This is a genomic window from Arsenicicoccus cauae (assembly GCF_009707125.1).
In the GTDB taxonomy this organism is placed as follows: domain Bacteria; phylum Actinomycetota; class Actinomycetes; order Actinomycetales; family Dermatophilaceae; genus Arsenicicoccus; species Arsenicicoccus cauae.
Map to the genome: position 1 here is coordinate 17,909 of NZ_WLVL01000007.1, position 23,436 is coordinate 41,344.

The window sequence follows — 23,436 nt, forward strand, 5'->3', positions numbered from 1 at the left end:
GTGGGCTAGCGTCCGGGCTAGTCACTCCGGGCCATCTTTCAGGTCATCGAGGCACCTGGCGCGCACGAGGGTGGACCCGTCACGCAGGATGAACCCGTCGTGACCTCGCGATGACACCAACCACCCGAAGGGCCCACCCCGCATGTCCGCTGCCTCTGTCTCTGCCTCCGCCTCTGTTTCCGCCTCTGCCGTGCTGGCTGCGGCCCTGGCCGTCTCTGTCGTCCCCGCCTCCGCTGCCTCGGCCGCTCCGGCAGCCGCGCCGCCCCCGCCGCCGCTGCAGCTGGCGAGGTTCCAGGCCGACGCGGGTGGCACCAAGGTCAAGGACGACAAGAAGAACGTCAACGGGGAGTACCTCCAGGTGCGCAACACCTCCGCGAAGGCGATCAACGTCACCGGCTACTGGTTCCGTGACACCCACGGGAACCGGTTCGTCTTCCCGCGGGGGTCGGTGATCGGGGCGCGCACGACGGTCACGGTCTACACCGGCGTGGGCACCAACCGCGGCACCGCGTTCTACTGGAAGCAGGGCTTCCACAAGTGGAACAACACGGGCGACACGGCCAGCCTCCACTCCCCCAAGAACGTCCGGCTTGACGTGTGCACCTACAAGAAGAACGTCGCCGGGTTCGTCAGCTGCTGACCTGCTCGAGGCGAGCCGTAATGCGTGGGCGCCGCGTCCCGGCTGCGCCTACCACCGACTCATGTCCTCACGTCTGACAGCGGTGGTCCTCGACGCCGACGCCCCCGACCGGCTGCACCTCCACCTCACCAGCGCCGACGCGGTGGAGCAGCGGACGATCGTGGGGCGCGTCATACGGCTCGGAGGTGATCACCTGGACGTCGGTCAGCGCCCGGAGGAGCGTCACGTCGTGCTGGTCGACCCCAAGGGCAACGTGTTGTGCGTGATCGCGCCGGGCAATGCCTTCCTCGCCGGGTGCGGGCCTCTCGGCGAGGTCGCGTGCAACGGGAGCCGATTCCACTCCGGAGTGTGTGGTGGTGGCATCCCACCTTGCTACAGAGGTGCGGCGCCGAAAGACGGGACACCCCGAGGGGCACTCGAGTGGCCCACCTCGAGTGCCCTTAGCGGTGTCCCACATGGCAAGCTCACGCCATGGCCGAGGGACTGTCTGAAGGCATCTATGAGCACGTCATCACCGGCGACGTGCTGCAGGACATCGCCCAGGCAGCGGATGCGGGAATGTTGGCGGACGTCGCGGGGATCGATGCCGCAGAGCTCCCGAACGTCCTGTCCCGTCACGTCCGGCAGCGGCTGCTTCCGGTCCTGGGCAGCCTGAAGCCCGAGGAGCAGGTCTCACTCGTCAGCGCGCTTCTCACCGCCGCCGATGATGCAGCCGGACAGGTCATAGACCCACCGCGCCAGCTGCGGGCCATTACGCGACGCCAGGATTTGGGCGAACCCCGGCGCTGGGTCCGACCCAGCTCACCTCTCAGCGACGCCGACCTCCTCACCAACGCACCCGGTGAGCCGTCGCTCGGTGCAGAGATCCGCGCTGAGGTCGCCTCCGCGGACCGCATCGACCTGCTGTGCGCGTTCGTGAAGTGGCACGGCCTGCGGTTCCTCGACGAGGCGCTCACCGAGGCGCGCCAGCGCGGCGTCCCCCTGCGGGTCATCACCACGACCTACGTCGGCGCCACCGAGCGTCAGGCGTTGGATCGCCTCGTCCAGGAGTACGGGGCCGAGGTGCGCATCCACTACGACACCCTCCGCACGCGGCTGCACGCCAACGCCTGGATGTTCCACCGCAACAGTGGCTTTCACACCGGGTATGTCGGATCGTCCAACCTCTCCCGCGCCGCTCTGCTCGACGGGGTCGAGTGGAACGTTCGTCTGTCGCAGGTGGCCACCCCGGCCCTGATGGAGAAATTTCGAGCCACCTTCGAGACCTATTGGAACGACCCGACCTTCGAGGTCTACGACCCGGAGCGCGACGCGGACCGTCTTGACGATGCCCTCGTAGAGGCCCGTGGCGGGTCGCGCGAGCGGGTGACGCTGACGCTGTCTGGGTTGGAGGTCCGGCCGTACGCCTATCAGCAGCGCATGCTGGAGGACCTGCAGGCCTCTCGCGAGGTCCACGACCGTCACCGCAATCTCGTCGTCGCGGCCACCGGCACCGGCAAGACGGTCCTGGCGGCGCTCGACTACCGGAGCCTTGTCCCCGCTGACGGGGTGCGCCCCCGCCTGCTCTTCGTCGCCCACCGGCAGGAGATCCTGGTCCAGTCCCTGCGGACCTACCGAGAAGTGTTGGGGGATGGCAACTTCGGTGAGCTGTATGTCGCGGGCCAACGGCCCGAGCGCTGGGAGCACGTCTTCGCCTCTATCCAGTCGCTGACGAGCTACGGCATCGAGCGGATCGCCCCGGATCACTTCGACATCGTGGTCGTGGACGAGTTCCACCACGCGGAGGCCTCGTCATACGTCAGGGTCCTGACGCACCTGAAGCCACAGGAACTCCTGGGGCTCACCGCGACGCCAGAACGTGCCGACGGCTTCGACGTGCGGCGCCACTTCGATGATCGTGCGGCCACGGAGCTGCGGTTGTGGCACGCCCTGGAGGCCGAGCTACTCACGCCCTTCCACTACTTCGGGATCGCGGACAACACAGACCTCGCTGGGGTGAGCTGGAAACGTGGCCAGTACGACCTGGCCGAGCTGGAGAACGTCTACACCAGCAACGACGCCCGAGTGCTGCTGATCCTGAGGGAGCTTCGCGCCAAGGTGCTCGACCTCGCCGCGATGCGGGGCCTCGGCTTCTGTGTGTCGGTGCGGCACGCGGAGTACATGGCTGACGCGTTCTCCAGGGCGGGCATCGCAGCCGTCGCCGTTACGGGTCAGACGGCCACCGCGGCCCGGGAACGCGCCGTCACCGATCTGATTGCCCGACGCATCAACGTCATCTTCACCGTGGACCTCTTCAACGAGGGCGTGGACATCCCTGAGGTCGACACCGTGCTCTTCCTCCGGCCGACCGAAAGCGCCACGGTCTTCCTCCAGCAGCTGGGGCGCGGCCTGCGGCGGACGCGCGGCAAGGCGGTCCTGACCGTCCTGGACTTCGTGGGACACCAGCACCGGGAGTACCGCTTCGACGCGAAGTATCGCGCCCTCACGGGTGCGACCCGGAAGGGCTTGCTGAAGGCCGTGGAGGACGGGTTCCCCTTCCTGCCCTCGGGCTGTCAGATCGACCTCGACCGGGTGACCCAGGAGACGGTGATGGGCGGCATACGTGCTCAGCTCAATCGACTCCAGTGGCGGCACCTGGTCGCAGACCTGCGTGCCCATCCGACCGCAGACCTCGGCACCTTCCTGGACGAGAGCGGAGCGGACCTCGCGGCGGTGTATGGCGGTTCGAGGCACAACTGGACTGCGCTGCAGCGGGCATCGAATCAGCCCGTGGCAGGCGGGGGTCCCCGGGAGGAGGAGCTGCTCGCGCGGGCCAGGGCGTTCGCGCACGTCGATGACCCGGACCGCGCACAGGCGTACCGCGAGCTGCTCGCAGGGCCTGTGTCCTATGACAGGCTGAGCGAGCGTGGGGCGGTGTTCGCTCGGATGCTCTTCTTCTCGTTGTGGCCCAACGGCGGTGGGTTTGCCAGCTACCAGGCCGGTTTTGACGCCCTCGCGCGCGAGGACGCGGTGCGAGAAGAGCTCGAGCAGGTCATCGTGTGGGCCTTCGACCACGCTGCCCAGATGACGCATCGGCTCGGGGACGACCTCGCCTGGTGCCCTCTGCGCGTCCACGCCCGCTACTCGCGCGAAGAGCTTTTGGCGGCAACGGATTACGCAACCTTGAGCCGCACGCCACGATCAGTCATGCAGGGCGTCGCGTATGCCGCTGAGCGCCGCATCGACAACCTGATGGTGACGCTTCACAAGGCGGAGAAGGACTACTCCCCGACGACGATGTACCAGGACTACGCGTTGAGCCCCACGCTGTTTCACTGGGAGTCGCAGTCGAACACGACCGTGGAGTCGCCCACCGGGCGGCGCTACCTCGGTCACGAGGCGGCAGGCTCGCAACTCTTCCTCTACGCGCGAGAGAGGAAGGCCGGGGAGCTCGGAGCCGCTCCCTATGTCTTCCTGGGGCCGGCGCGCTACGTGAATCACGAGGGAGAGCGCCCGATCCGGATCACGATGCGCCTTGACCACCCGATGCCCACTGACACGTTCACCGCTGCCAGCGCGGCCGGATAGGTCCTTGCTCGCTCGTCACTGAGCCACACCAGCCGCACCGCCCGACCGAACGACGGCACGTCCACCAACGTCCCGTCGTCACGGTCGTGAGCGACCACCCCGCACACCGGGCATCCCCCGCCCGGGCCGTGACCTGGGCAGTGGCTCAGCTGCGGCGCGAGCACGCGAGCATCGCTGGGCTGGCGCGTCAGCTGGGCGCGAACTGGATCACGATGTGGCGGGCGATCCAGGCCAAACTGGCCGCACTGGACCGCGATCCGGCCCGCTTCGTGGGGTCACGAGGCTGGGTGACGATGAGCATGTGCGGCATCACGTCGACCAGCGCATAAGCGGCCTTAAGATGCTCACCGGGATGGTCGACCTGACCCGCGACCAGCACGGCACCGTCCGAGCGCGCCTGCTCGATCTGGCCCCAGGCCGGTCGGGCAGCGTGTTCGGGGACTGGCACGACCAGCGCGGCCAGGCCTTCCGTGCCGGGGTGCAGGTCGCCACGGCGGACCCTTCCACGGGTACGAGGACGCCATCGCCGAGCACCTCGCCGACGCGACCGCCGTGGTCGACGCGTTTCACGTCGTCAAGCTCGCCACGAGCTGCGTCTACGACGTGCGTCGCCGCGTCCAGCAGGACACCTTGGGCCTCCGAGGCAGGAAGGCGACCCCTGTGCGGGTACCCACCATCCTGCGCACCGGGGTCGAGAACCTCATCGACAAGAAGCGCGACCGCCTGACCAGGGCATTCACTGAGCACGAGGCGCACGTCGAGGTGCAGGTGGTCTGGCAGGTCGCCCAGGATGTGCGAACCCTGTTCCGCGCCGACACACCCGTGAGGGGACGCGCCGCGGCCCAGAGGCTGCTGCAGATCCTGCCGGACTGGCCGATCCCCGAGATCCGACGCCTCGGCCGGACCCTGAAGCAGTGGACCGAACTCCTCCTCGCGTACTTCGACACCGACGGCGCCTCCAACGGTGGCACCGGACGGTCGGGACAAGGTCCTCGCTCGGGTCGGCGCACACCGAGGCAGAGCTGACGACGCTGTTGGAAACGGCTCGAACGAGGATCTACCCCGGGCAGGGCGAACTGGACCTGAGCGCCGGGTCGGTGCCGGCCGGCCAGTCGGTGATCACCTCCAAGTCCAGCGCGCTGCTGTGGCACGTACTGACGGCGGCCTAGGCGCGGCTGGGCTTCGACGCCCTGCGCGACGATGCGTTCAAGCAGCTGGTCCTGGCCCGGCTCGTGGAGCCGACGAGCAAGGCCGACTCGATCCGCGTCCTGGACGGTCTGGGCTTCCCGCACGCCTCGCTGCGCACGATGTTCCGTTCCCTGGCCCGCTGCCAGGAGCGTGGCTACCGCGACCAGGTCGCGACGGCCTGCTTCTCCCACGCCGCCGCGCACGGAGACCTGTCCCTGGTGCTGTACGACGTCACCACCCTCTACTTCGAGGCCGAGAACGAGGACGAGCTGCGCAAGGTGGGCTACTCCAAGGAACGACGCGTCGATCCCCAGGTTGTCGTCGGACTGCTCGTGGACCGTGCCGGCGACGGCGGTGTGGATGATCGCGCCGGGCCAGCGAGGCAGAGACCGCCACGATCCTGCCGATCGTGACCGCGTTCCAGGAGCGACACTCCCTGGCGGACATGGTCATCGTCGCCGGCGCCGGCATGCTGTCCGCCGGCAACCTCAGGGAGCTCGACGAGACCAACCTGCGCTTCATCGTCGGCTCCCGGGCCACCAAGGCACCGAACGACCTGGCCTCCCACTTCCGCTGGCACGGTGATGCGTTCACCGACGGCCAGGTCATCGACACCATCACCCCACGGGTGGCGACCGACCGAGCCCGGGGCAGCCAAAACGCCAGGAAGCGGGCCGAACTGGTGTGGGACCCGGCCGCCCACGAGCGGTCCTGGCGGGCGGTGTGGGCCTACTCGGCCAAGTGCGCCGCCCGCGACCACAAGACCCTCACCCTGCAGGAGAACAAGGCCAAGGTCGTCGTCGCCGGCGAGAGAGCCGCCCGCACACCCCGGTTCTTCAAGCACACCAACGGCACCAAAGCCCTGGACGGGGCGGCCCTAACCCGCGCCCGGCGACTGGGCGCACTGAAGGGTTACGTCACTAACCTGCCCGCCACACCATCATGCCCGCGGCCGAAGTCATCGCCTCCTACCACTCGCCGTGGCAGGTCGAGGCCTCCTTCCGGATGACCAAGAGCGACCTACGCGCCCGCCCCGTGTTCCACCACGAGCGCGACGCGATCGAGGTTCACCTGTCCGTCGTCATGACCGCCCTGGCCATCGCCCGGTACCTCCAGGACGCCACCGGGCTGAGCGTCAACAAGATCGTCCAAGCCCTACGCCCCATCCAGCAGATGACCGTCAACATCGCCGGCCACGAGCACACCGCCGCTGACCCGCGTAACGACAGCGCTCGCGACATCCTCGCCGCGAGCGGCACCGACTGGCCGACACACAAAACGGCACGACTCGGGTCAAACGGGGCGGAGCCGGCGACGGCGGCGCCGCCCCCCGATAAAATATCCGGGTTAGCCTACCAGAACCGGCTGCTCGGTGGGTTCCTGAGGATCGTAAACACAGCTTCGCGCTTCCCGCTATTTCCGCCGATCAGTTCCTGGCCACGCCGCGAAGAGCGGGCCAGCCAGCCCGCGGAGACCAGAGAATCGATTGTCGGTTGCACTAGCGGACGGTCGCCGAGAGGTAAGCCGCGGGTTAGTGCACCAATCTTTCGAGCGGCACCCCGCTGGACGTAAACCTTCTTCAGGATGCTTATAGCGACGGCCACCTCCTTGGGCAAGCCCGAGTCAAGGATCGCTGAGGTGGTCGCAGTGCTGAGTTCAAAGGACCCCACCTCGCAGTCTTTGAGGACAGGACGCGCGGCTTCGGCGGAGATTCCGTGGACGTTAGTTATTAGACAACGGTTAAAGCTCGGGATTCTATCGCCAGGTTCGAAATCGGAGAGGTCCAGATGCTCCATCACGCAGTCTTCATAAGAACAGTTGGCCAAATAGCCTCCGGCCGATATGTCAATACGGGGTGAGATTACTTCTTGAATTGAAAAGGCCAACGTATTATCATTTCGCGTACCCATCTCATCAGCTGTTCTCAAGACTTCCAAGAGAACCGCATCGTGAATGAGGCGGTCTCCCCGGTGCTTGATTGCCTGCTTGACTTGGTCGGCGTCGAATGACATTTTCTCAAGGCCTGCTGCGGCCACTGCGGCAGCTAGACCGTCGCCAGCCACCTGCCAGGATGCCATCATGCCGAATTCTGTACTGTGGTAGGGGCTTTGAATATATTCAGTCAGCGCGTCTCCAAAGGCGGCTTCGGCCAATTCTTCATCTATGAACTTCCTAGATTCAACCTTGGAGTCGGAAAAGTCACCGACTCCCCCCAGGCCTGGGAGGCGCATGACGACCTGAATGCCGTCCTCGTCCGGTTGATATCCACAGACGTCGCTGAATGCCCTGCGAATATCTTCCAGAGAGACGGGACCTGTGATGTCCTCAGCGCGGCGGCACATCACGGATACGCGTGAGAGTAGACGTCGGATGTTTTCAGCCGTAACCGTAGGAACGCGCTCAGCTTCGCGTTCACCCACCATTTCAAGTAGATGATGCCACAGCTCTCCACGGCTGTAGCTCTCCCCCCCCCCCCCCCCCCCCCCCCCCCCCGCGCTCCACAGGCGAGAGGTATTCGAGGACAAACTTCAAAAGCAAGGGCCTTCGAGGAATCCACTCATCCACTCCCCGAGCAAGTTCCGATCCCGCAAATCTGCGAAGGCCTTCCTCGTCGAAGTCAAGAATGGAGTATATCTGTGCATCCGTCAGGCAGAGGGCGCTCCTCAGTTCATCGTGTCCCGAAAAGTACTGCGCTCGCCCTGCTATAACGATACCGGATTCTCCTGGCGTTTCGCGTATGAGTTCGCTAATGCAGCCTAGTGCTCCCTTTCGCACCCCGCGCAGATCTCGAGCCCCGCCTGACCATCGCAAGGGTATCAGTTCGTCGAAGCCGTCTAGTATAAGGTTGACGGCGCCAGCTCTCCAAGCTGATATAAGCTGTTCGCTGGATGAGAATCCTATCGACTCTGCGTGGCGTCGGAATACCTCGGTAGGGGATCGCAGACCGTACATATCACGCAGGTTGATATGGACGGGGAGGCGGTGCTCATCCGGTTTGCGGAGGTATGATTTCCGAAGTTTTTGGTAGGTTTGTCGCAAAGCCTCGCTTTTTCCGGCACCGTAATCTCCGAGTACGACGATTCGCCCCCCCGCGTCGCAACGACTCGCAAGGTCTATAGTGGTGATCTCGGGCTGCCCAGAATCGGCAGGTAGGAGTCCTTGCTGGATGTACATCTCCGTTGGAGGGAGAGACTGCTGGGGACGCGGCGATGGGGCGAATCCACTGCTACCGAAGGGAGCTGCGTCCCGCAGGCGCAGGTAAAGCTGTGAATCTATGAGTCGCTTTTGAAGTGTCAAGAAGCTGATGGCGTGCATCTGCACTGAGCGCGCTTTAGCGATTGCCGCGATTTGTGTCCGTTGATCTGCAGTGGGCTCATCTTGGGTAACGAAATAGGCTACACGAGATTTAAATTGATTTGCGCTCTCCCTGCCCATGTCGGTGAGAATATCCGCAAGTTTCTCGCCGTCCTGCCGAGCTTTTTCCTTTGTTCGATGCTGAGTGAACTCGTAAGCGGCAATGGACTCGCTGTTTACAAACACGGAGTCGTGCTCGCGGCCTCGGTGCATGACGGCACCCTGCAGGCCTTGGGGATCATGAATGGATCGCGCTAAGTGCCGTGCACGATCCTCAAAGTCTTTGCCGTTCGTCGGAATGATCTTCATCGACCCTCGCTCTCTCGACGCGGCGCAGCGCGTCTGCTCAAGGTACCTGAAATCCAGCGCGCGCACAGGCATAGTCCCCCGTATGCCATGCCAGCCCAAGAGGAGCCTCCTGTGCGGCGATTGGGGGCGTGACTGTCCGCGGCATCGGTGCCTGTGAGTACGGCGTCATCATCAATCTGCGAATCGGGGCGTGGTGCGTCGCGACCCTCTCTCGTGGTTGCCCTCGGGGGAACCTTGATCCCACCCTTGTCGCCGCTCCGCTTTGATCTCCGTTGTTCGTAGTGCCATGCGCTGGGTGCAGACGCACCGGCGTGACTGGGGGCGGCGTCTGGTGGCGGCGGGATGGAGGCATGGCTGCACGCTGCAAGGTCCTCAGGGTCACGCTCGTCAGCGGTCGCGGGGAGGAGCTCGACCCCGCTCCCGGACGCGTCCTCGCGATCCCGCCGCGCACCACCTACGCCGCGCTCGCGGAGGGCATCGACCGGGCGTTCGGGCGCTACGACCTGGGGCACCTCGTCCAGTTCGAGTTCGGCGACCGGCTGGTCGTCACGGACGAGGAGACGATCGAGTAGCTGGACGACGGCAGCGGCACGCCTCGCTACTAGCCCCTCGAGCGGCCGCTGACCGAGCTCACGGGGGGCGTCACGTTCACCTACACCTTCGACCTCGGCGACAAATGGCTGCACCACTGCGAGGTGCTGCCGACGAAGGACCCGCACCCGGTGCCTGGCGGCCCGGTGCGGCAGGTCATGCCGTTCGACGGGTGGGGGGACCTGCCCGACCAGTACGGCCGAGACCTCGACCCCGACGACGAGCCGGACATCGAGCCGGGCTCGGCGCTGGACCAGGTGCTGCTCCGGATCGAGGAGAAGCACCCGCCCCGCAACCCTCGCTGAACCGCTCGCCGGGCCAGGCGAAGACATGGTGGCCTGCACCGCGGAAACCTGCGCACCGTCATGCGTGCTCAGGTTTCCGCGATCGGGCGTGCTCAGCCTTCCACAGTGGCGTGTGCTGCCGGGACGGCGGTCTGGAGCTGGCGGCGGATGACGCCGCGGATGTGGTCAACGTTCGAGTCGGCGCCGGACTCCCGCACCAGCGCGCGGGCGACGTGCAGCACGGCCCGCGCCGCGCCCTCACGCTGCGACTCGGGGAGGGTCTCGATGTCCTGCGTCTTGGCCAGGCCGACGATGCGGCGCGACATCTTGGCCGCGGCAAAGAGCCAGGCCTCCGAGCGCCACGTGAGGAGCAGGTCCTGCAGCGTGGCGTCGTCCCACACGCGTGGGTCCAGGCGGGTCGGCCAGCGGCGGCGGAACTCCTGCTCGAAGCCCTCCCACGTCTGCGCAAGCAGGTCGAGGCACCAGTCCGCGTGCGCCTCGTCGCCCAGCGCGAGGCCCCGGGCCGCCGCGATCACGTAGTTCGCCCACAGCGCGCCCAGGTCGAACGCCACAGGGCCGTAGAACGCGAACTCCGAGTCGAACGCCTTGACCGAGACGGCACCGCCGGAACCGCCCCCATTGCCATCCCCACCCCGAACCATCACCGACCCCGTGTGCAGGTCGCCGTGGATCAGCGCCTCGGCCTTGGTCATGAACAACCACTTGGCGTGCCCCATCGCCCGCCGGACGGCCGGATCCTCCGCAAATTCCTTGGCATCCAACGCATTTGCGGGCAGGCAGCTGTTGCGACCGGCATCGACCACCGGCTCGGTGAAGACCAGGTCCTCGGTGATGACGCACAGGTCGGGGTTGACCGAGGACGCGATGCTGCTCGCCAGTGCCTCCCGCTCCAGCCCGAACGCCGAGGTGCCGAACGCCACGGCGCCGACGTAGCGACCAGCCTCGTGCGCCGCCCCCGTGTGGTGCTGACCGCGGATCAGGGCGGACCGCCATACGTCATGATCCGAAAGATCCTCCATGGCGATGATGTAGCGCTCAGGATCGTAGGCGTAGACCTCCGGCACCAGCTCGGGGACGAGCGCGTGGTGGGCACGCAGGGCCTCCACCTCGTGCCGCGCACGGTCCGGCGTCATCGGCCATCCGTCGCCGACCAGCCGGACGTAGGGCAGTGCCTGCTTGAGGCACAGCCCACGACCCTGGTGGTCGCGCAGCAGGAAGACCAGGTTGAGGTTGCCGTCGCCGATCTCCTCGCAACGGGTCAGGTGGTCGGCGTCGATGCGCGAGCTCAATGACGCGGTCGACCGGACGTAGTCGGGCACCGTGTCGGCGGTGAGGAACGCGTACTGAGCGGTCATGGCTTCTCCTTGGCAGCCCTAGCCGGCTGAGATGAACCGCGCCTTGTTGCGCGAGATGGTGAACGAGAAGATCAGCGCCAGGATCAGCACCAACCCCTTGGCCGTGTCCTGGTGGTAGTACTGGAAGCCCTTCATCGTCAGGCCGGTCAGGACGATCCCGACGAGGAGGGCGCCGAGCAGGGTGCCCCAGGCGTTGGGCTTGCCGATGCCGAGGGCGGACGTCCCGACCAGGGCCACTGCGACGGCCTCGAGCAGCGACGAGGCACCGGCATTCACGTCACCCTGGCCGATGCGAGACACGAGGATGAGGCCACCGACGGCGGCGAAGAGCCCGCACAGGACGTAGGCCAGCCCGCGGAACAGGTCGACGCGCACACCGGCAAGCCGCGATGCCTCGGCGTTGGCGCCGATGGCGTAGAACATGCGGCCCCAGCGGGTGCGGTCGAGGATGAACCACGAGGCCACCGTCAGCACCAGCATGAGGATCACGGGGAAGGGGACGGGCCCGATCGACCCCCGGTCGATCTGGAGGAACGCCGGGTCGAACTTGCCGGGTGCGGGTGTGCCGTCGCGGAGCGTCATACCGGCGGAGACGGACTGGCCGTCGACGGGGATGAGCTTGGCGCCTTGTATGACGAACATGACGCCCAACGTCGCCAGCAGGTCAGGGATGCGGCACACGACGACGAGGAAGGCGTTGAGCAGCCCCACCAGGACGCCGGCGGCGATGACGGCGACCACCGCGGTCGCCGCGGTGAGGTTGTAGAAGACCATCGTCATGGCCGCCATCTGCACCGCGAGCCCGGCGGTGGAGCCGATGGACAGATCCATGCCGCCGACCGCCATGACGAAGGTCATCCCCAACCCCAGGATCGCCGTCACCGAGGCGTACTTGAGCATCGAGAAGATCGCGCCACTGGTCCGAAAGGACGGCTCGGTGGCGGAGAAGTACAGGAACAGGACGATCGTCACGACGATGAAGCCGTACTTGACCACCCCGTCCTGGATCTTCATGCGAGCGGTGAGCTCCGTGCTGGGGCTGCTCATCTCTGGGGCACCTCCGACATGCTCGCGACGATGTCCTCACCGTCGATCTGGGTCGTGTAGTCGTCGAGCCGCACCTCGCCGTCGACCAGCACGAGGATGCGGTCGGCCACCTCGCGGATCTCGTCGACGTCGCTGGACAGCACCACGACGCAGGAGCCATCGGCGGCGATCTGCCGGGCCTGGGTCGCGATGACATGACGCGCCCCGATGTCGACGCCGCGGAACGGCTCGTCCAGGAGCATGACCTTGGGCTTCTCCTGGAACCACCGGGCGACCACGACCTTTTGCTGATTGCCGCCCGAGAGGGTGTCCAGCGACTGGTCGGGGCCGGTGGCGACCACACCGAACCGTTCGATCGCGGTGGCGCCCATGCGGCGCTCCCGAGCCGAGTCCATGACCCCGTGCCGGCTCACCTGGCGCATGAACGGCAGCGACGCGGTCCGGGCGATGGACCAGCCGGGGAGCATCGACTCGGCGGCCCGGTCCTCGGGGACGAGGAAGACGCCGCGTCGTATGGCGTCCCTGGCGCTGCTCGGCCGAAAGGCACGACCGTCGAGCGTCGCGGTGCCCGTGGGGAACTGCTCGACCCCGAAGAGGCCCCGCGCGAGCTCGGACTTGCCGGCGCCGATCAGGCCGACCACGCCGGTCACCTCGCCGTATCGCAGGTCGAGGTCGATGGGTGCGGACCTCGGCAGCAGGGTGACGCCGCGGAGCTCGACCGCCACGTCCTCACCGCGCTGCTCCACCAGCTCCGCCGCATCGCCGAGGATCGACTCGCCCAGCATCGAGCGGATCGCCGAGCGCATGTCGAACGGCGCGTCCTGCTGCTCCAGGATGCGACCGTCGCGCAGCACGACGAGCCGGTCCGCCAGCGAACGGATCTCGTCGAGGTGGTGCGAGACGTAGAGGATGGCGACGCCCTCGGACCGCAGCCGGCCGATCACCTCGAACAGTCGAGCCACCTCCACCTGCGACAGCGTCGAGGTGGGCTCGTCGAGCACCAGGACCTTGGGGTGCTGCACGAGCGCCCGCGCCAGCAGGAGGAGCTGCGCGTCGGCGATGCCCAGCTCGAAGACGTCCTGACGCAGTCGCGCGTCCGACCACCCGAGGTCGAGCGCCGCCGCCACCTCTCGAGCCCGGGGCAGGAGGCCGCGCACCGAGGACACGGCGGGCAGGTCGCCCTGCACGATCTCCTCGAAGGTCAGGTTCTCGGCCACCGACAGCCCCGGGACGATGGACTCGTTGATGCGCTGGTGGACCGTCGCGATGCCGCGTCGCGCGGCGTCGCGCGGGCCCACGATCGTGATCGGCTCCCCGTCGACCCGGATCTGACCACCGTTGCCGCCGTAGGCACCCGACAGGATCTTGATCAGGGTTGACTTGCCCGCACCGTTGGCCCCGAGCAGCGCCGTGACGCTGCCGGGGAGCAACGACATCGTGACGCCGCGCAGGACCTGGTTGGCGCCGAAGGACATGGTGATGTCGTCGAGCTCGAGCGCGGGCACGGCACCTTCGGCCGGCCCAGCGGCCCCGCCGGGCGCCGGGCCGGCCGGCATACGGTCCCCCATGAAGCCCCCTCTCCGACGGGCAGGTGGCAGGGCCACTCGCCCGTCCCGACGTGGTCAGAACGTGACGGTGGGGATCCAGGCGGCCGACGACACGGAGGAGATGTTGAGCTGCGGCTGGGCCGCGCGCAGGTCCTCCATGTTCTTGACGCCCTTGTCCCGCAGCATCTGCGCGGTCACCAGGATCGGTGGGAACTCCACCTTGGCGCTCTCCTTGACCTCACCGGCGAGGTTGAGGGCCAGGGTCCGGACGACGGCCGCGCCGATGGCGTTGGGGTCGGTCGCGCCGGTGGCCACCCACGGCGAGCCCTCCGCCGTCATCAGCTCGATGTCGGCCGTGGAGATGTCGGCGCCGTAGACCTTGACCTTGCCCTTCATCCCGGGGTTGTCGTTGAGGGCCGACAGGGTCGCCTTGGAGAGCTCGTCGTACGGCGCGTAGACCGCCACGACGTCTCCGTTCGACTTCAGGGCGTTGTCGACCATGGGCGCGGTGTCGGTCGCGGTGGAGTTGGTGTACTTCCCGGTCTTGAACTTCTGCGTCCAGTCGTTCTTGGCGACGTACTCCTTCCATACCGTGTCGCGGCGGTCGAGGGGAGCGATGCCGGAGATGTTGACGTAGCCGACGGGCTTGCCGGTCCCCACGTCCTTGACCATCTGGTCGAGCACGAGACTCGCCATCTTGGCGTCGGACTGCTGGGTCTGGACTGCCCTTGGGGCACACTTCTGGATCTCGACGTCGTAGATCACGACCTTGATGCCCTGGTCCAGGGCCTTGTTGACGCCGGGGCACAGGGTGTCCGGGAAGCCGTGGCGCACGATGATGCCCTTGACGCCTGATGCGATGGCCTGGTCGAGCTGGGTCGCCTGCTGGGCGTTGTCGTTCTGCGCGTCATAGACGGTGACCTTCATCTTGAGCGCCTCGGCCTGCTTCTTGGTGCCGTTGAGGTACTGCTGGAAGTAGTCGCCCTGACCCGACTGCTGCACGATGGCGATCTTGACCTCGCCCTCCGCGAAGGGCGCGGGAGCCTGGCCCGTGGCCGACTGCACGGTGCCGCCCGCGGAGTTCTTGTTGTCCGTCGTCGTGGTGCCCCCCTGGCTGCATGCGGCCAGGGCCAGGCACGTGCTGCCCGCGAGGGCGGTGGCGATGAGGTGCTTGTTCCGCATGGGTCTTCCTCTCGGTGGGCGGTGAGCGTCGTTGCTCACCGCTTTTGGGTCAGCCGGCGATCTCGGCCAGGAGACGGGGGTCGGGGTGAGTGGCGGGCTCGACGATCCCCCGCTCGGTCACGATGGCGTCGATGAGGTCGTGCGGGGTCACGTCGAACGCCGGGTTGAAGGCCCGGGCCCCCGCGGGCGAGGTCTGCAGGCCGCCCAGGCCCAGGACTTCGTGCGGCGGCCTCTCCTCGATGACGATCTCGGCGCCGGTGGTGGTGGCGAGATCGATGGTGGACGAGGGGGCAGCGACGACGAAGGGGATCTGGGCCCGCTGGCAGGCCAGCGCGAGCGCCACCGAGCCGATCTTGTTGGCGGTGTCGCCGTTGGCGACGATCCGGTCGGCACCGATGATGGCCACGTCCACAAGCCCCCGCAGGATCGTCGAGCAGGCGGCGGAGTCGGCCTGCACCACGTGGGGGATGCCGTCCTGGGTGAGCTCCCAGCTGGTCAGACGTGATCCCTGCAGCAGAGGGCGGGTCTCGTCGGCGTGCACCACCTCGAGCCGCTGCCGCTGATGGAGCTCGTGGATGATGCCGTATGCCGTCCCCCACGCCGTCGTGGCCAGCGCACCGGTGTTGCAGTGGGTCAGGACGCGGACCAGGTCCTTGCCGGTCCGGGCGATGATCCAGTCCGCCCCCAAGCGCGACAGCTCGCGGTTGGCCGCCTCGTCCTCGGCCACGAGCCGCATGGCGGCGTCGAGGACCGCGGGGATGCCGCGCGGCATGGCCGGGAGCACCTGGTCGACGCCCCAGGCGAGGTTCACGGCGGTCGGTCGGGCGTTGCGGATGCGGGCGATCTCGCCGGCCAGACGCTCGCTGGACCAAGCCTCCCGCTCCCCCTGTGCCATGGCCACCACCACGCCGAGCGCGCCGACGCCGCCGAGGGCCGGTGCACCTCGCACGGCCAGGTCCTGGATCGCCCGCACGAGGGTGTCCACCGTGGTCACGTCGATGTAGTGCTCCTGCGTCGGCAGTCGCGTCTGGTCGAGCAACCGCAGTGCAGGCTGAGGCAGCGCGACCCACTCCAAAGCCTTGACCATGCCTACTCCCCTTCGAGTAGTTGTTTTACAACTCTCGACTCAAGGTACTAACGACCTAGCATTGCGTCAATGGGTTCCGGTGGCCCCTCGCCTGCGAGGCGGCCAGGGGGCACTACAGTCCCCGCGAGGACGATCACGGGAGGCCAGCAATGAATCGGCGCACCACCCTGGCCGCGCAGATCGCCGAGGACCTGAGGGGCAAGCTCTCGGACGGGACCTACGCCGCAGGCGACCGGCTTCCGACGGAGGCGGCACTCAGCGGGACGTTCGGGGTGTCGCGGCCCACGGTCCGAGCGGCGCTGCGCGAGCTGGAGGGGCTCGGGCTGGTTCGCACCCAGCACGGGGTCGGCACGTTCGTGGTCGAGCAGCCCGCCGTCCAGGCCGGGCTCGAGCGCCTCGAGTCGATGACGGACTCGATCCGGGCGCAGGGCAAGGAGCCGGGCATGGTCTATGCGGGGCGGCTGCGGCGGTCCGTGCTTCCCGAGGAGGCGGCCCGGATGCAGGTCGACGTGAGCACGGAGGTGCTCGAGCTGCGACGTTCGATCCTGGCGGACGGCGAGGTCGTGGCGTACTCCTACGACCTCATGCCGTGGAGCCTGTTCCCCGCAGACTTCGACGCGGAGTCGCTGACGGGGTCGATCTTCGCGTTCATGCGGGAGGAGCTGGGGATCGGGCCGGTCCATGCCATCGCGCAGGTCCACGCCGTGCGCTCGCGGCACGTGGGGTGGGGTGAGGAGGCGGCGGCGCACGAGCTGTTCGTCCTGCTCAACCAGCTGCACTACGACTCAGAGGACCGGCTGCTGGCCTACTCGCGGACGTACTTCATCGAAGGCCGCTACACATTCACGATCAACCGCAGCTCTGGATGAAGTCTCCGCGGGACGTTAGTCTCAAGTTGTCTTACAACTAGGGGGCAGAGATGATCCTGCAGAGCGAACGTGAGCAGATCGCCGCGGCCTGCGCGCGGTTGCTCCCCGACGGTCTGGTGGTGGGCACGGCCGGCAACCTGTCGGTGCGCTCGGGGGACCTGCTCGCCATCACCCCGAGCGGGCTTCCCTACCGCGACCTGCGGCCCGAGCTCGTCTGCGTCGTCGAAGTGGAGACCGGCACCATGGTCGATGGCCCGCTCAAGCCGGCCAGCGAGCTGGGCCTTCACCTCGCCGCGGTGCGGGAGACGGGGGCACAGGCAGTGGTCCACACCCACAGCACTGCGGCGACGGCCGTGGCGAGCTTGGACGATCTCGACGCCCTCCCTTCGGTCCACTACTACGTGGCCGTGCTCGGGGGTCCCGTCCGCATCGCCGGCTACGCCCGCTACGGCAGCCCCGAGCTCGCCGCCAACGTGCAGGCCGCCCTCGTGGGGCGGACGGGGGCGCTCATGCGCAACCACGGCGCCGTGGTCGTCGGGGACGACCTGGGCTCCGCCTACGAGAAGGCGCTACAGCTGGAGTGGGTCTGCGATGTCTACCTGCAGGCGCGGGCCGCGGGCGCCGTGCGGGTCCTGCCCGACGACGAGATCGCCGGCGTGGTGGCCCAGCTCGCCTCCTACGGCCAGACCTACCGGGGGTAAGGACGTCAGCCGGCCTGTGCACCCCAGGACCAGCATGACTGCGGAAACCTGGGCACGGTCATGCGGGCTCAGGTGTCCGCGATCGGGGGTGCTCAGGTTTCCACCGTGGCGCGGGCTGCCCTGACCGGCCGCCAATCGTGTGGCGCACGTCACATCCGGGACGCTAGCGTTTGACCTGTGGAGATCCAGCTCCTGCGATCGTTCCTCGCCGTCGCGCGGACGGGTTCCGTGACGGCGGCGGCGCGCGAGCTCGGGTACTCCCAACCGGCGATCACCGCTCACCTCAACGCCTTCGACCGCCAGGCCGGGAGCGCGGTGATGATGCGGGGCCGGCGCGGTGCCATCCTCACCCCGCTCGGGGAGCGGCTGCTCCCGAGAGCCGTGCGGCTCGTCGCCGAGCACGACGCACTGCTTGCGGAGGCGCGCGAAGCCGGCGGGGCGGCTCCGCACCTCGTCGTCGGATTCGCCCCCTCGACGGTCCGGCCGTATGCCGAGCGGCTGGCCGGCCTCGCGGCCCGGGTCCTGCCGCGGGTGCGGCTCAGCCTGGTCCTGCTGGAGCGCCCCGCCCAGATCGGCAACGACCTGCTGGCCCACCTCGCCGACCTGCAGGTGGTGCCGGGCCCGCTCGACGACCCCCGGCTCGTCACGCGCTCGCTGCACCCCTTGCGGGTGGGGGTCCGGGTGTCGGTCGCCAGCCCCCTTGCCGCGATGGCGGTCGTGCCGGTGGAGGCGATCCTCGGGAGGCCGCTGCACCGCCTGGAGGGCGTCCCCCTGACGTGGGACCGCTACTGGTGCGCGTGGACCGATCGCGGCGCTCCGCCCCGGCTCGCCCGTGACGTCGACCGGTTCGCGCAGTGCCTGGAGCCGTTGGAGGACCCGCGGCACGTGATGATCTCTCCCTCGGCGCCGTTGGTGGTGCCGCCGGACGGCGACGTCTGGCGCCCACTCACCGGCGTGGCCCAGTCCTGGCTCGAGGTCGCCCATCGCGCCAACGACCACCGCCCGGAGGTCCGGGCGGTGGCCGCGTTGGCTCCGGCCACGGTGTCGTCCATGCTCTCGACGCGGTCGACGCCGAAGACGAGCGGTCCCACCGCCGACGAACCCGGTCAGGGCTCGGGCGCCTCGACCACGGTGGCGGCGAGGGTCTCGAGGGCCTCCGCCATCGGATAGGGCCGCCCCGCCTCGAAGGCCGGCGGCGTCGGCTCGCTCGGGATCACGACGTCGCGTGAGGGGTCGGCGTCGTCGTGGAGCCACAACCCCATGAACAGGCACGCCGGCACGCGCAACAAGCGTTGCTCCAGCGGAGCCCCTCCGCCGAGCTCGTCGTCCAGGCCCCGCGCCGCCTCGCTCAGCCTCGCGACGCCCCGGGCGAGGTCGCCATACGAGACCTGCCGGACCTCGGGCGAGGCATCTCCCGGCACGTCCAGCTCGGCCAGCGCGGTCAGTCCGGCGCGGTGCACGACGGACAGCCAGCCGATCGGGATCGCCTGCGACAGCGCGTCGCCTGACCGGAGGGCATCGGCGCCCAGGTGGTAGGCCGGCCACGACTGGGGCGGGGCACCGCCTGCCTGGTCGTCCCCGGGTTGGGTCGCCCGGGCAGCGATGAGATCGGTGACCGTGCCGGCGATCTCGTCACGGAGGCCGGGCGGTGGTTCGGGCACGTAGGTGCTCATCGGCATACCTCTCAGCGTGTCAGGTAGGAGTGGGTCACCCTGCCGGTGCCCTGGTAGGAGCTGTTGAGCGTGGAGAGCCGCACGTCGGTGGCGCCGGACCAGGGGTCCTCGACCCCGACGAACTGGTCCTGCGCGAGGTAGCCGTCGACGACGACGAAGTGGCCGCCGCCGCCGCTCCACTCGATGCGGACGCAGGCAGGTCTGCCGCCGTCGATCTCGCCCTGGATGGTGGCGAAGCTCGGTTGCGACGGCGAGGCGCTCGCGAGGTGCCCGGCCGTCTGCAGCGCGCCGCCTAGGCGGGCCTGCTGGTTGCAGGGCCCCGACCCGCCGGACGCCGTGCAGCAGTCGGTCCGACTGAGGAAGGTGTTGGCGAAGGTGCACTGGGTGAGGGATGCGCCGTAGAAGTTGGCCACGCTGACCGACACCGCGCACCAGCACCAGTTGGTCTGCTGCTGGTGCTGCACGGTGAAGGCGAGGCGCCGCCAGTCGAGCGGCGGGTGCTGCGAGCCGCGCGGGCGGTCCAGCAGCACGATGTCGGTGACCACGTTGAGCGGTGCCCCCCACGCCACGTCCACGACGAAGGTGACCCCGTGGTTGGGGTCGTAGGGCGGCCCGTGCGGCGTGACGTTGCGGACCGTGATGGTGGCGTCCCCGACGAATCGTTGCGCCGACGCTGGAGCCGCCCGGTTGGGCGCGTACTCCGACGCCGTCACGTAGACGGCGGAGTCCGCGTTGACCTGGTCCCAGTTGATGTTGAGCGGGACGCGACCCTTGAGCCCGGTCCAGTACTTGCGGATGGCGACGTCGCTCATGGCGTCCCGATCCAGACCGGCTTGGAGTCGAGGACCGTGATGTCGGTGACCACGTTGAGCGGTGCCCCCCACGCCACGTCCACGACGAAGGTGACGCCGTGGTTGGGGTCGTAGGGCGGACCGTGGGGGGTCACGTTGGCGACGGTGATGCTGGCGGCCCCGACGAAGCGCTGCGACGTCTCCGGCGCACCGGCGTTGAGGGCGTACTCCGAGGCGGTGACCAGCACGACGGAGTCGTGGTCGATCGCGTCCCAGTTGAAGTTGAGGGCTCGGCGGCCCTTCAGCCCGGTCCAGTGGTGTCTGATGGTCTGGCTCATGAGCAGGACGCTAGGTATGCCGTGAACCCCGTGGACCGCATCATCACGAACCGTGATGACCCAGGTCCCGGCCGGAGACCTGCACCGTCAATCGGGTGGGTCGCTACATGAAATCTACTCTAAAAAGTTTAGAGTAGGTTCCATGTCGACGAATGAGGTGGAACGCGCCCTCGCCTTGCCAGAGGACGAACGAGGTGCGGCGCTCGCCCGGATTCCCGAGGATCAGTGGCTGGAGCGCAAGTCGGTCCGGGTCGCTCCAAAAGACTTCGCCCACCCCCTCGTCGCTCTGGCCAACGCCGAAGGCGGTGTGGTGGTGGTGGGACTGCACGGTGGCGGCGTCGAGGGCATCAAGGCGCACGCCGCCCGGGTGAACGCGCTGCTCCAGACGCCCATGGACTTCACTCGTCCGCCCGTCCGGACCCACTTCGAGCAGGTGACCTGTCGCAACGACGACGGCGATGTCGACGCGCTGCTGATCGCTCGGGTGAGCCCGGGCGACGTGCTGCACGAGACAGCACAGGGAGAGTGCTTCCTACGGGTCGGCGATGAGTCTCGGAAGCTCGGATTCGTCGCCAGGCAAGAGCTGCACTACGACCGGGGCTCGGCGCCGTATGACGGTCAACCGATCGCCGGGGTCACGGTCCAGGACCTCGACGCCCAGGCGTTGGAGGAGTACCGCAGAGCTGCGGGTGCGACGGACACCCACGCCCGCCTCCTGCAGGCGCGGAGTCTGCTGACGTCGTCATGCAAGGTCACGGTCGCCGGATATCTGCTCTTTGCACGTCATCCACAGGAGAGGCTGCCGCACGCCCATGTGCGAGTGCTCCGCTATCGGGACGTGGATCGCGGGACCGGGAGGCGCCTGTCCCTCGACGACGCCGCAGACGTGCGCATCGAGGGTTCCATCCCCCGGGTGATCGAGCTCGCGGCTGCGACCATCGACGAATGGGTGCCGCGCAGGCGTGCGCTTGATGATGCCGGCCGGTTCGAGGGTGTCCCGATCGTGCCCCGTGATGCGTGGCTCGAGGGCCTCGTCAATGCCGTCATCCATCGGAGCTACAGCGTGCACGGTGACCACGTCCGAGTCGAGATCTTCCCCGATCGGGTCGAGATCGAGAGCCCAGGGAGGTTTCCCGGCCTTGCCGATCCCCGAAGACCGATGGAGATCGCCCGCTTCGCCCGCAACCCGCGCATCGCCCGAGCGTGTGCGGACCTGCGGATCGGCCAAGAGCTGGGGGAGGGCATCAAGCGGATGTTCGACGAGATGCGCCTCGACGGACTCACCGACCCGGCCTACACGCAGACCCAGGGCAGCGTCCGCCTCATCCTGCGCAGCGAAAGCCGGATCGCCCCCGCCGTCGCCCGCTCACTCCCCCAGGGATCGCTCTCGCTGCTGGATCTCATGCGAAGCGCCCGTCAGCCCCTGGGCACCGGCCAGCTGGTGGAGCTCAGCGGACTGAGCCGCCCCACGGTCAAGCGCCAGCTGGACGCCTTGCGAGGCCAGGGCATCATCGTCTGGGAGGGGAAGTCTGACAAGGATCCTCGTGCGACCTGGAGGCTGGCATGACGCGGCCGGTCTGAGATCTCTTGGCTCGGGCCCGCCGACCCTGCACCATGTGGTCATGGCGCGCTGCAAGCTCATCAGGGTCCAGCTCGTGTCCGGCCTCGGCCGGCGCCTCGACCCCAGCCCGGCCCGCCTGCTCGTCGTGCCTCGACGAATCCCCTACGCGCAGCTGGCGGTCGCCATCAACGGAGCCTTCGCGCGGTGGGACCTGGACAAGCCGTGGACCTTCACGTTGCCCGACCGGAGCACGGTGGTGCACTCCCTCGACGCGGCGGCGCCACAGCCCGGGGCCCTGCCGCCGGCGACGTCGATCGGCCCGCTCAGCGACCACCAGGAGTTCGTCTTCGACTACGACCCGGAGCGCGGGTGGCACCACGCCTGTCAGGTGCTCATGACGCGAGAATCCTTGCAGGAGTGGGGTCGTGACATCACCGAGCCCACCGTCATCGACGGCTGGGGGCCCGTCCCCGACCCGTTTGGCCGCGACGACCAGCTGGACCGGATCGCGCGGCTCGCGCCGGAGGACGACGGTCCGGTGACGGTTCGGCTCGACCTGGGGGCGGTTCGTACCGCGACCACGCCCGCCGACCTGGTCGCCGCCATCGGCTCGGACGACCTCACGTTCGCGCTGCAGCAGGTCGGCCTGCGGGTGCTGGCGATGTGGCTCGACGAGCGTGATGCGGGGGCGGAGGTGCTGGGCGACCTGATGTCTCGGCTCATCCCCCAGGCCCAGGAGCGGCGGTGGCACGGCGACGACGAGCTGGCCGAGCTGCTCACCCTGGTGCGTGATGGCGGCGCGCTGCCGGAGGGTGCCGTGGCGGTCGACCTCGTGGAGGTGGCGCAGGCGCCTGGCGGGGAGAGGGAAGGCGGAGCTCACGTGAATCGTCATACGGGCGAAGTGGTTCCGGCGTCCCTGACCGACCCGGTGATGACCATCGACGACGAGCTGGTGGACGTCGACGGGCCGGACTGGGTGACCGTGGAGCCGGACGGACGCAGCGACTACCGCGACATGGAGGTCTTTGCCGCGTGGGTGGAGGACGAGGACCCGCGGTCCGCCGACCTGCTGCGGCGGGCGCTCCACGGACGCGGGGCGTTCCGCCGCTTCCGGGACGAGCTGCACCAGCAGGGTGAGTGGGTCGAGCGCTGGCGCTGCTTCGTCGAGGACCGCAAGCTCGGGCGGGCGCGCCGAGCCCTGACCCGGGAGGGCGTCACACCCCTGCCCTGTCGAGCCGGCGCGGCGGCAGCGAGATCGCGGAAACCTGAGCGCCCCTGACGGTGCTCGGGTTTCCGCGATCGACGTGATCTGACCGGCGAGGCGCCGCGCC

At 68.2% G+C, this 23,436-nt stretch carries 21 protein-coding genes and 1 pseudogene; 12 read left to right on the top strand and 10 right to left on the bottom strand.

The genetic code is table 11. The features are described from left to right. Window positions 1-142 precede the first annotated feature (142 nt). The 3 genes from GGG17_RS02200 to GGG17_RS02210 all read left to right on the top strand — a co-directional run bounded on the left by GGG17_RS02200 (window position 143) and on the right by GGG17_RS02210 (window position 4,207). A complete protein-coding gene (locus tag GGG17_RS02200; RefSeq protein WP_154592165.1) occupies window positions 143-640 on the top strand; it encodes a lamin tail domain-containing protein in 498 nt (165 codons plus the stop codon). A 61-nt stretch (window positions 641-701) separates the two neighbouring features. Next, window positions 702-1,295, top strand: a complete 594-nt coding sequence (locus GGG17_RS16145; protein WP_230082603.1) for a VOC family protein — start codon at window positions 702-704, stop codon at window positions 1,293-1,295. Beyond that, window positions 1,199-4,207 (top strand): DEAD/DEAH box helicase, encoded by a 3,009-nt coding sequence (locus GGG17_RS02210; protein WP_230082607.1) that lies wholly within the window; start codon window positions 1,199-1,201, stop codon window positions 4,205-4,207. The genes GGG17_RS16145 and GGG17_RS02210 overlap by 97 nt, the downstream gene beginning before the upstream one ends. 187 nt (window positions 4,208-4,394) lie before the next feature. Here the strand turns inward: GGG17_RS02210 and GGG17_RS16150 are convergent, their stop codons facing one another. Continuing rightward, window positions 4,395-4,655, bottom strand: a complete 261-nt coding sequence (locus tag GGG17_RS16150) for a hypothetical protein (RefSeq protein ID WP_230082604.1) — start codon at window positions 4,653-4,655, stop codon at window positions 4,395-4,397. Here GGG17_RS16150 and GGG17_RS16155 point away from each other — a divergent pair. Together GGG17_RS16155 and GGG17_RS17405 are read left to right on the top strand one after the other, a co-directional pair. Then, entirely contained in the window at window positions 4,649-5,233 is a 585-nt protein-coding gene (locus GGG17_RS16155) for a transposase (RefSeq protein ID WP_230082608.1), read from the top strand. The two genes, GGG17_RS16150 and GGG17_RS16155, sit on opposite strands and share 7 nt — an antisense overlap. After that, window positions 5,203-6,670, top strand: a pseudogene (locus GGG17_RS17405) (IS1634 family transposase); the annotation flags it as partial. The gene GGG17_RS16155 and the pseudogene GGG17_RS17405, both read left to right, overlap by 31 nt. Before the next feature lie 77 nt (window positions 6,671-6,747). On the opposite strand, the gene GGG17_RS15925 reads toward GGG17_RS17405, so the two are convergent. Then, the gene (locus GGG17_RS15925) at window positions 6,748-7,815 is read right to left on the bottom strand and encodes a hypothetical protein (RefSeq protein ID WP_195849086.1); all 1,068 of its coding nucleotides are present in this window, start codon (window positions 7,813-7,815) and stop codon (window positions 6,748-6,750) included. 1,593 nt (window positions 7,816-9,408) lie between these two features. Between GGG17_RS15925 and GGG17_RS02225 the strand changes: the two genes are divergently transcribed. Both GGG17_RS02225 and GGG17_RS02230 read left to right on the top strand, forming a co-directional pair. Next, a complete protein-coding gene (locus tag GGG17_RS02225; RefSeq protein WP_154592167.1) occupies window positions 9,409-9,630 on the top strand; it encodes a hypothetical protein in 222 nt (73 codons plus the stop codon). A gap of 123 nt (window positions 9,631-9,753) precedes the next feature. Next, on the top strand, window positions 9,754-9,954 hold the full coding sequence (locus GGG17_RS02230; protein ID WP_154592168.1) for a hypothetical protein: 201 nt from the start codon (window positions 9,754-9,756) through the stop codon (window positions 9,952-9,954). A 92-nt stretch (window positions 9,955-10,046) separates the two neighbouring features. Here GGG17_RS02230 and mtnK read toward each other — a convergent pair whose 3' ends face one another. The 5 genes from mtnK to mtnA all read right to left on the bottom strand — a co-directional run bounded on the left by mtnK (window position 10,047) and on the right by mtnA (window position 16,172). Next, window positions 10,047-11,309, bottom strand: coding sequence for an S-methyl-5-thioribose kinase (gene mtnK, locus GGG17_RS02235; RefSeq protein WP_154592169.1), 1,263 nt, complete (start codon window positions 11,307-11,309; stop codon window positions 10,047-10,049). A gap of 18 nt (window positions 11,310-11,327) precedes the next feature. Next, the gene (locus tag GGG17_RS02240) at window positions 11,328-12,356 is read right to left on the bottom strand and encodes an ABC transporter permease (protein WP_154592170.1); all 1,029 of its coding nucleotides are present in this window, start codon (window positions 12,354-12,356) and stop codon (window positions 11,328-11,330) included. Further along, window positions 12,353-13,861 carry a sugar ABC transporter ATP-binding protein gene (locus GGG17_RS02245; protein WP_311966367.1) on the bottom strand — a complete coding sequence of 503 codons (1,509 nt, stop codon included), beginning with the start codon at window positions 13,859-13,861 and terminating at the stop codon, window positions 12,353-12,355. Before GGG17_RS02245 ends, GGG17_RS02240 begins: the two co-directional genes overlap by 4 nt. A 117-nt stretch (window positions 13,862-13,978) precedes the next feature. After that, window positions 13,979-15,085, bottom strand: coding sequence for a substrate-binding domain-containing protein (locus tag GGG17_RS02250; protein WP_154592171.1), 1,107 nt, complete (start codon window positions 15,083-15,085; stop codon window positions 13,979-13,981). Between the two features lie 49 nt (window positions 15,086-15,134). Beyond that, on the bottom strand, window positions 15,135-16,172 hold the full coding sequence (mtnA, locus tag GGG17_RS02255; protein WP_154592172.1) for an S-methyl-5-thioribose-1-phosphate isomerase: 1,038 nt from the start codon (window positions 16,170-16,172) through the stop codon (window positions 15,135-15,137). A gap of 149 nt (window positions 16,173-16,321) precedes the next feature. On the opposite strand from mtnA, the gene GGG17_RS02260 reads away from it, so the two are divergent. From GGG17_RS02260 to GGG17_RS02270, 3 genes are all read left to right on the top strand, one after another. Then, window positions 16,322-17,041: a GntR family transcriptional regulator gene (locus GGG17_RS02260; protein ID WP_154592173.1), complete on the top strand. Its 720-nt coding sequence runs from the start codon at window positions 16,322-16,324 to the stop codon at window positions 17,039-17,041. A gap of 50 nt (window positions 17,042-17,091) precedes the next feature. Beyond that, window positions 17,092-17,742, top strand: coding sequence for a class II aldolase/adducin family protein (locus tag GGG17_RS02265; RefSeq protein ID WP_154592174.1), 651 nt, complete (start codon window positions 17,092-17,094; stop codon window positions 17,740-17,742). A gap of 177 nt (window positions 17,743-17,919) precedes the next feature. Then, the gene (locus GGG17_RS02270; RefSeq protein WP_154592175.1) at window positions 17,920-18,912 is read left to right on the top strand and encodes a LysR family transcriptional regulator; all 993 of its coding nucleotides are present in this window, start codon (window positions 17,920-17,922) and stop codon (window positions 18,910-18,912) included. Here GGG17_RS02270 and GGG17_RS02275 read toward each other — a convergent pair. Genes GGG17_RS02275 through GGG17_RS02285 form a run of 3 tightly spaced genes read right to left on the bottom strand, consistent with a single transcriptional unit; the run spans window position 18,849 to window position 20,544 of the window. Next, window positions 18,849-19,415 carry a hypothetical protein gene (locus tag GGG17_RS02275; RefSeq protein WP_154592176.1) on the bottom strand — a complete coding sequence of 189 codons (567 nt, stop codon included), beginning with the start codon at window positions 19,413-19,415 and terminating at the stop codon, window positions 18,849-18,851. The genes GGG17_RS02270 and GGG17_RS02275 overlap by 64 nt on opposite strands. Window positions 19,416-19,426: 11 nt before the next feature. Then, on the bottom strand, window positions 19,427-20,227 hold the full coding sequence (locus GGG17_RS02280; RefSeq protein ID WP_154592177.1) for a C39 family peptidase: 801 nt from the start codon (window positions 20,225-20,227) through the stop codon (window positions 19,427-19,429). Next, window positions 20,224-20,544, bottom strand: a complete 321-nt coding sequence (locus GGG17_RS02285; RefSeq protein WP_154592178.1) for a hypothetical protein — start codon at window positions 20,542-20,544, stop codon at window positions 20,224-20,226. Before GGG17_RS02285 ends, GGG17_RS02280 begins: the two co-directional genes overlap by 4 nt. Window positions 20,545-20,599: 55 nt before the next feature. Here GGG17_RS02285 and GGG17_RS02290 point away from each other — a divergent pair, with 55 nt between their 5' ends. Further along, window positions 20,600-22,111 carry an ATP-binding protein gene (locus tag GGG17_RS02290; RefSeq protein ID WP_230082611.1) on the top strand — a complete coding sequence of 504 codons (1,512 nt, stop codon included), beginning with the start codon at window positions 20,600-20,602 and terminating at the stop codon, window positions 22,109-22,111. Window positions 22,112-22,166: 55 nt separating this feature from the next. Then, window positions 22,167-23,384: a hypothetical protein gene (locus GGG17_RS02295; RefSeq protein WP_154592179.1), complete on the top strand. Its 1,218-nt coding sequence runs from the start codon at window positions 22,167-22,169 to the stop codon at window positions 23,382-23,384. Window positions 23,385-23,436 lie beyond the last annotated feature (52 nt).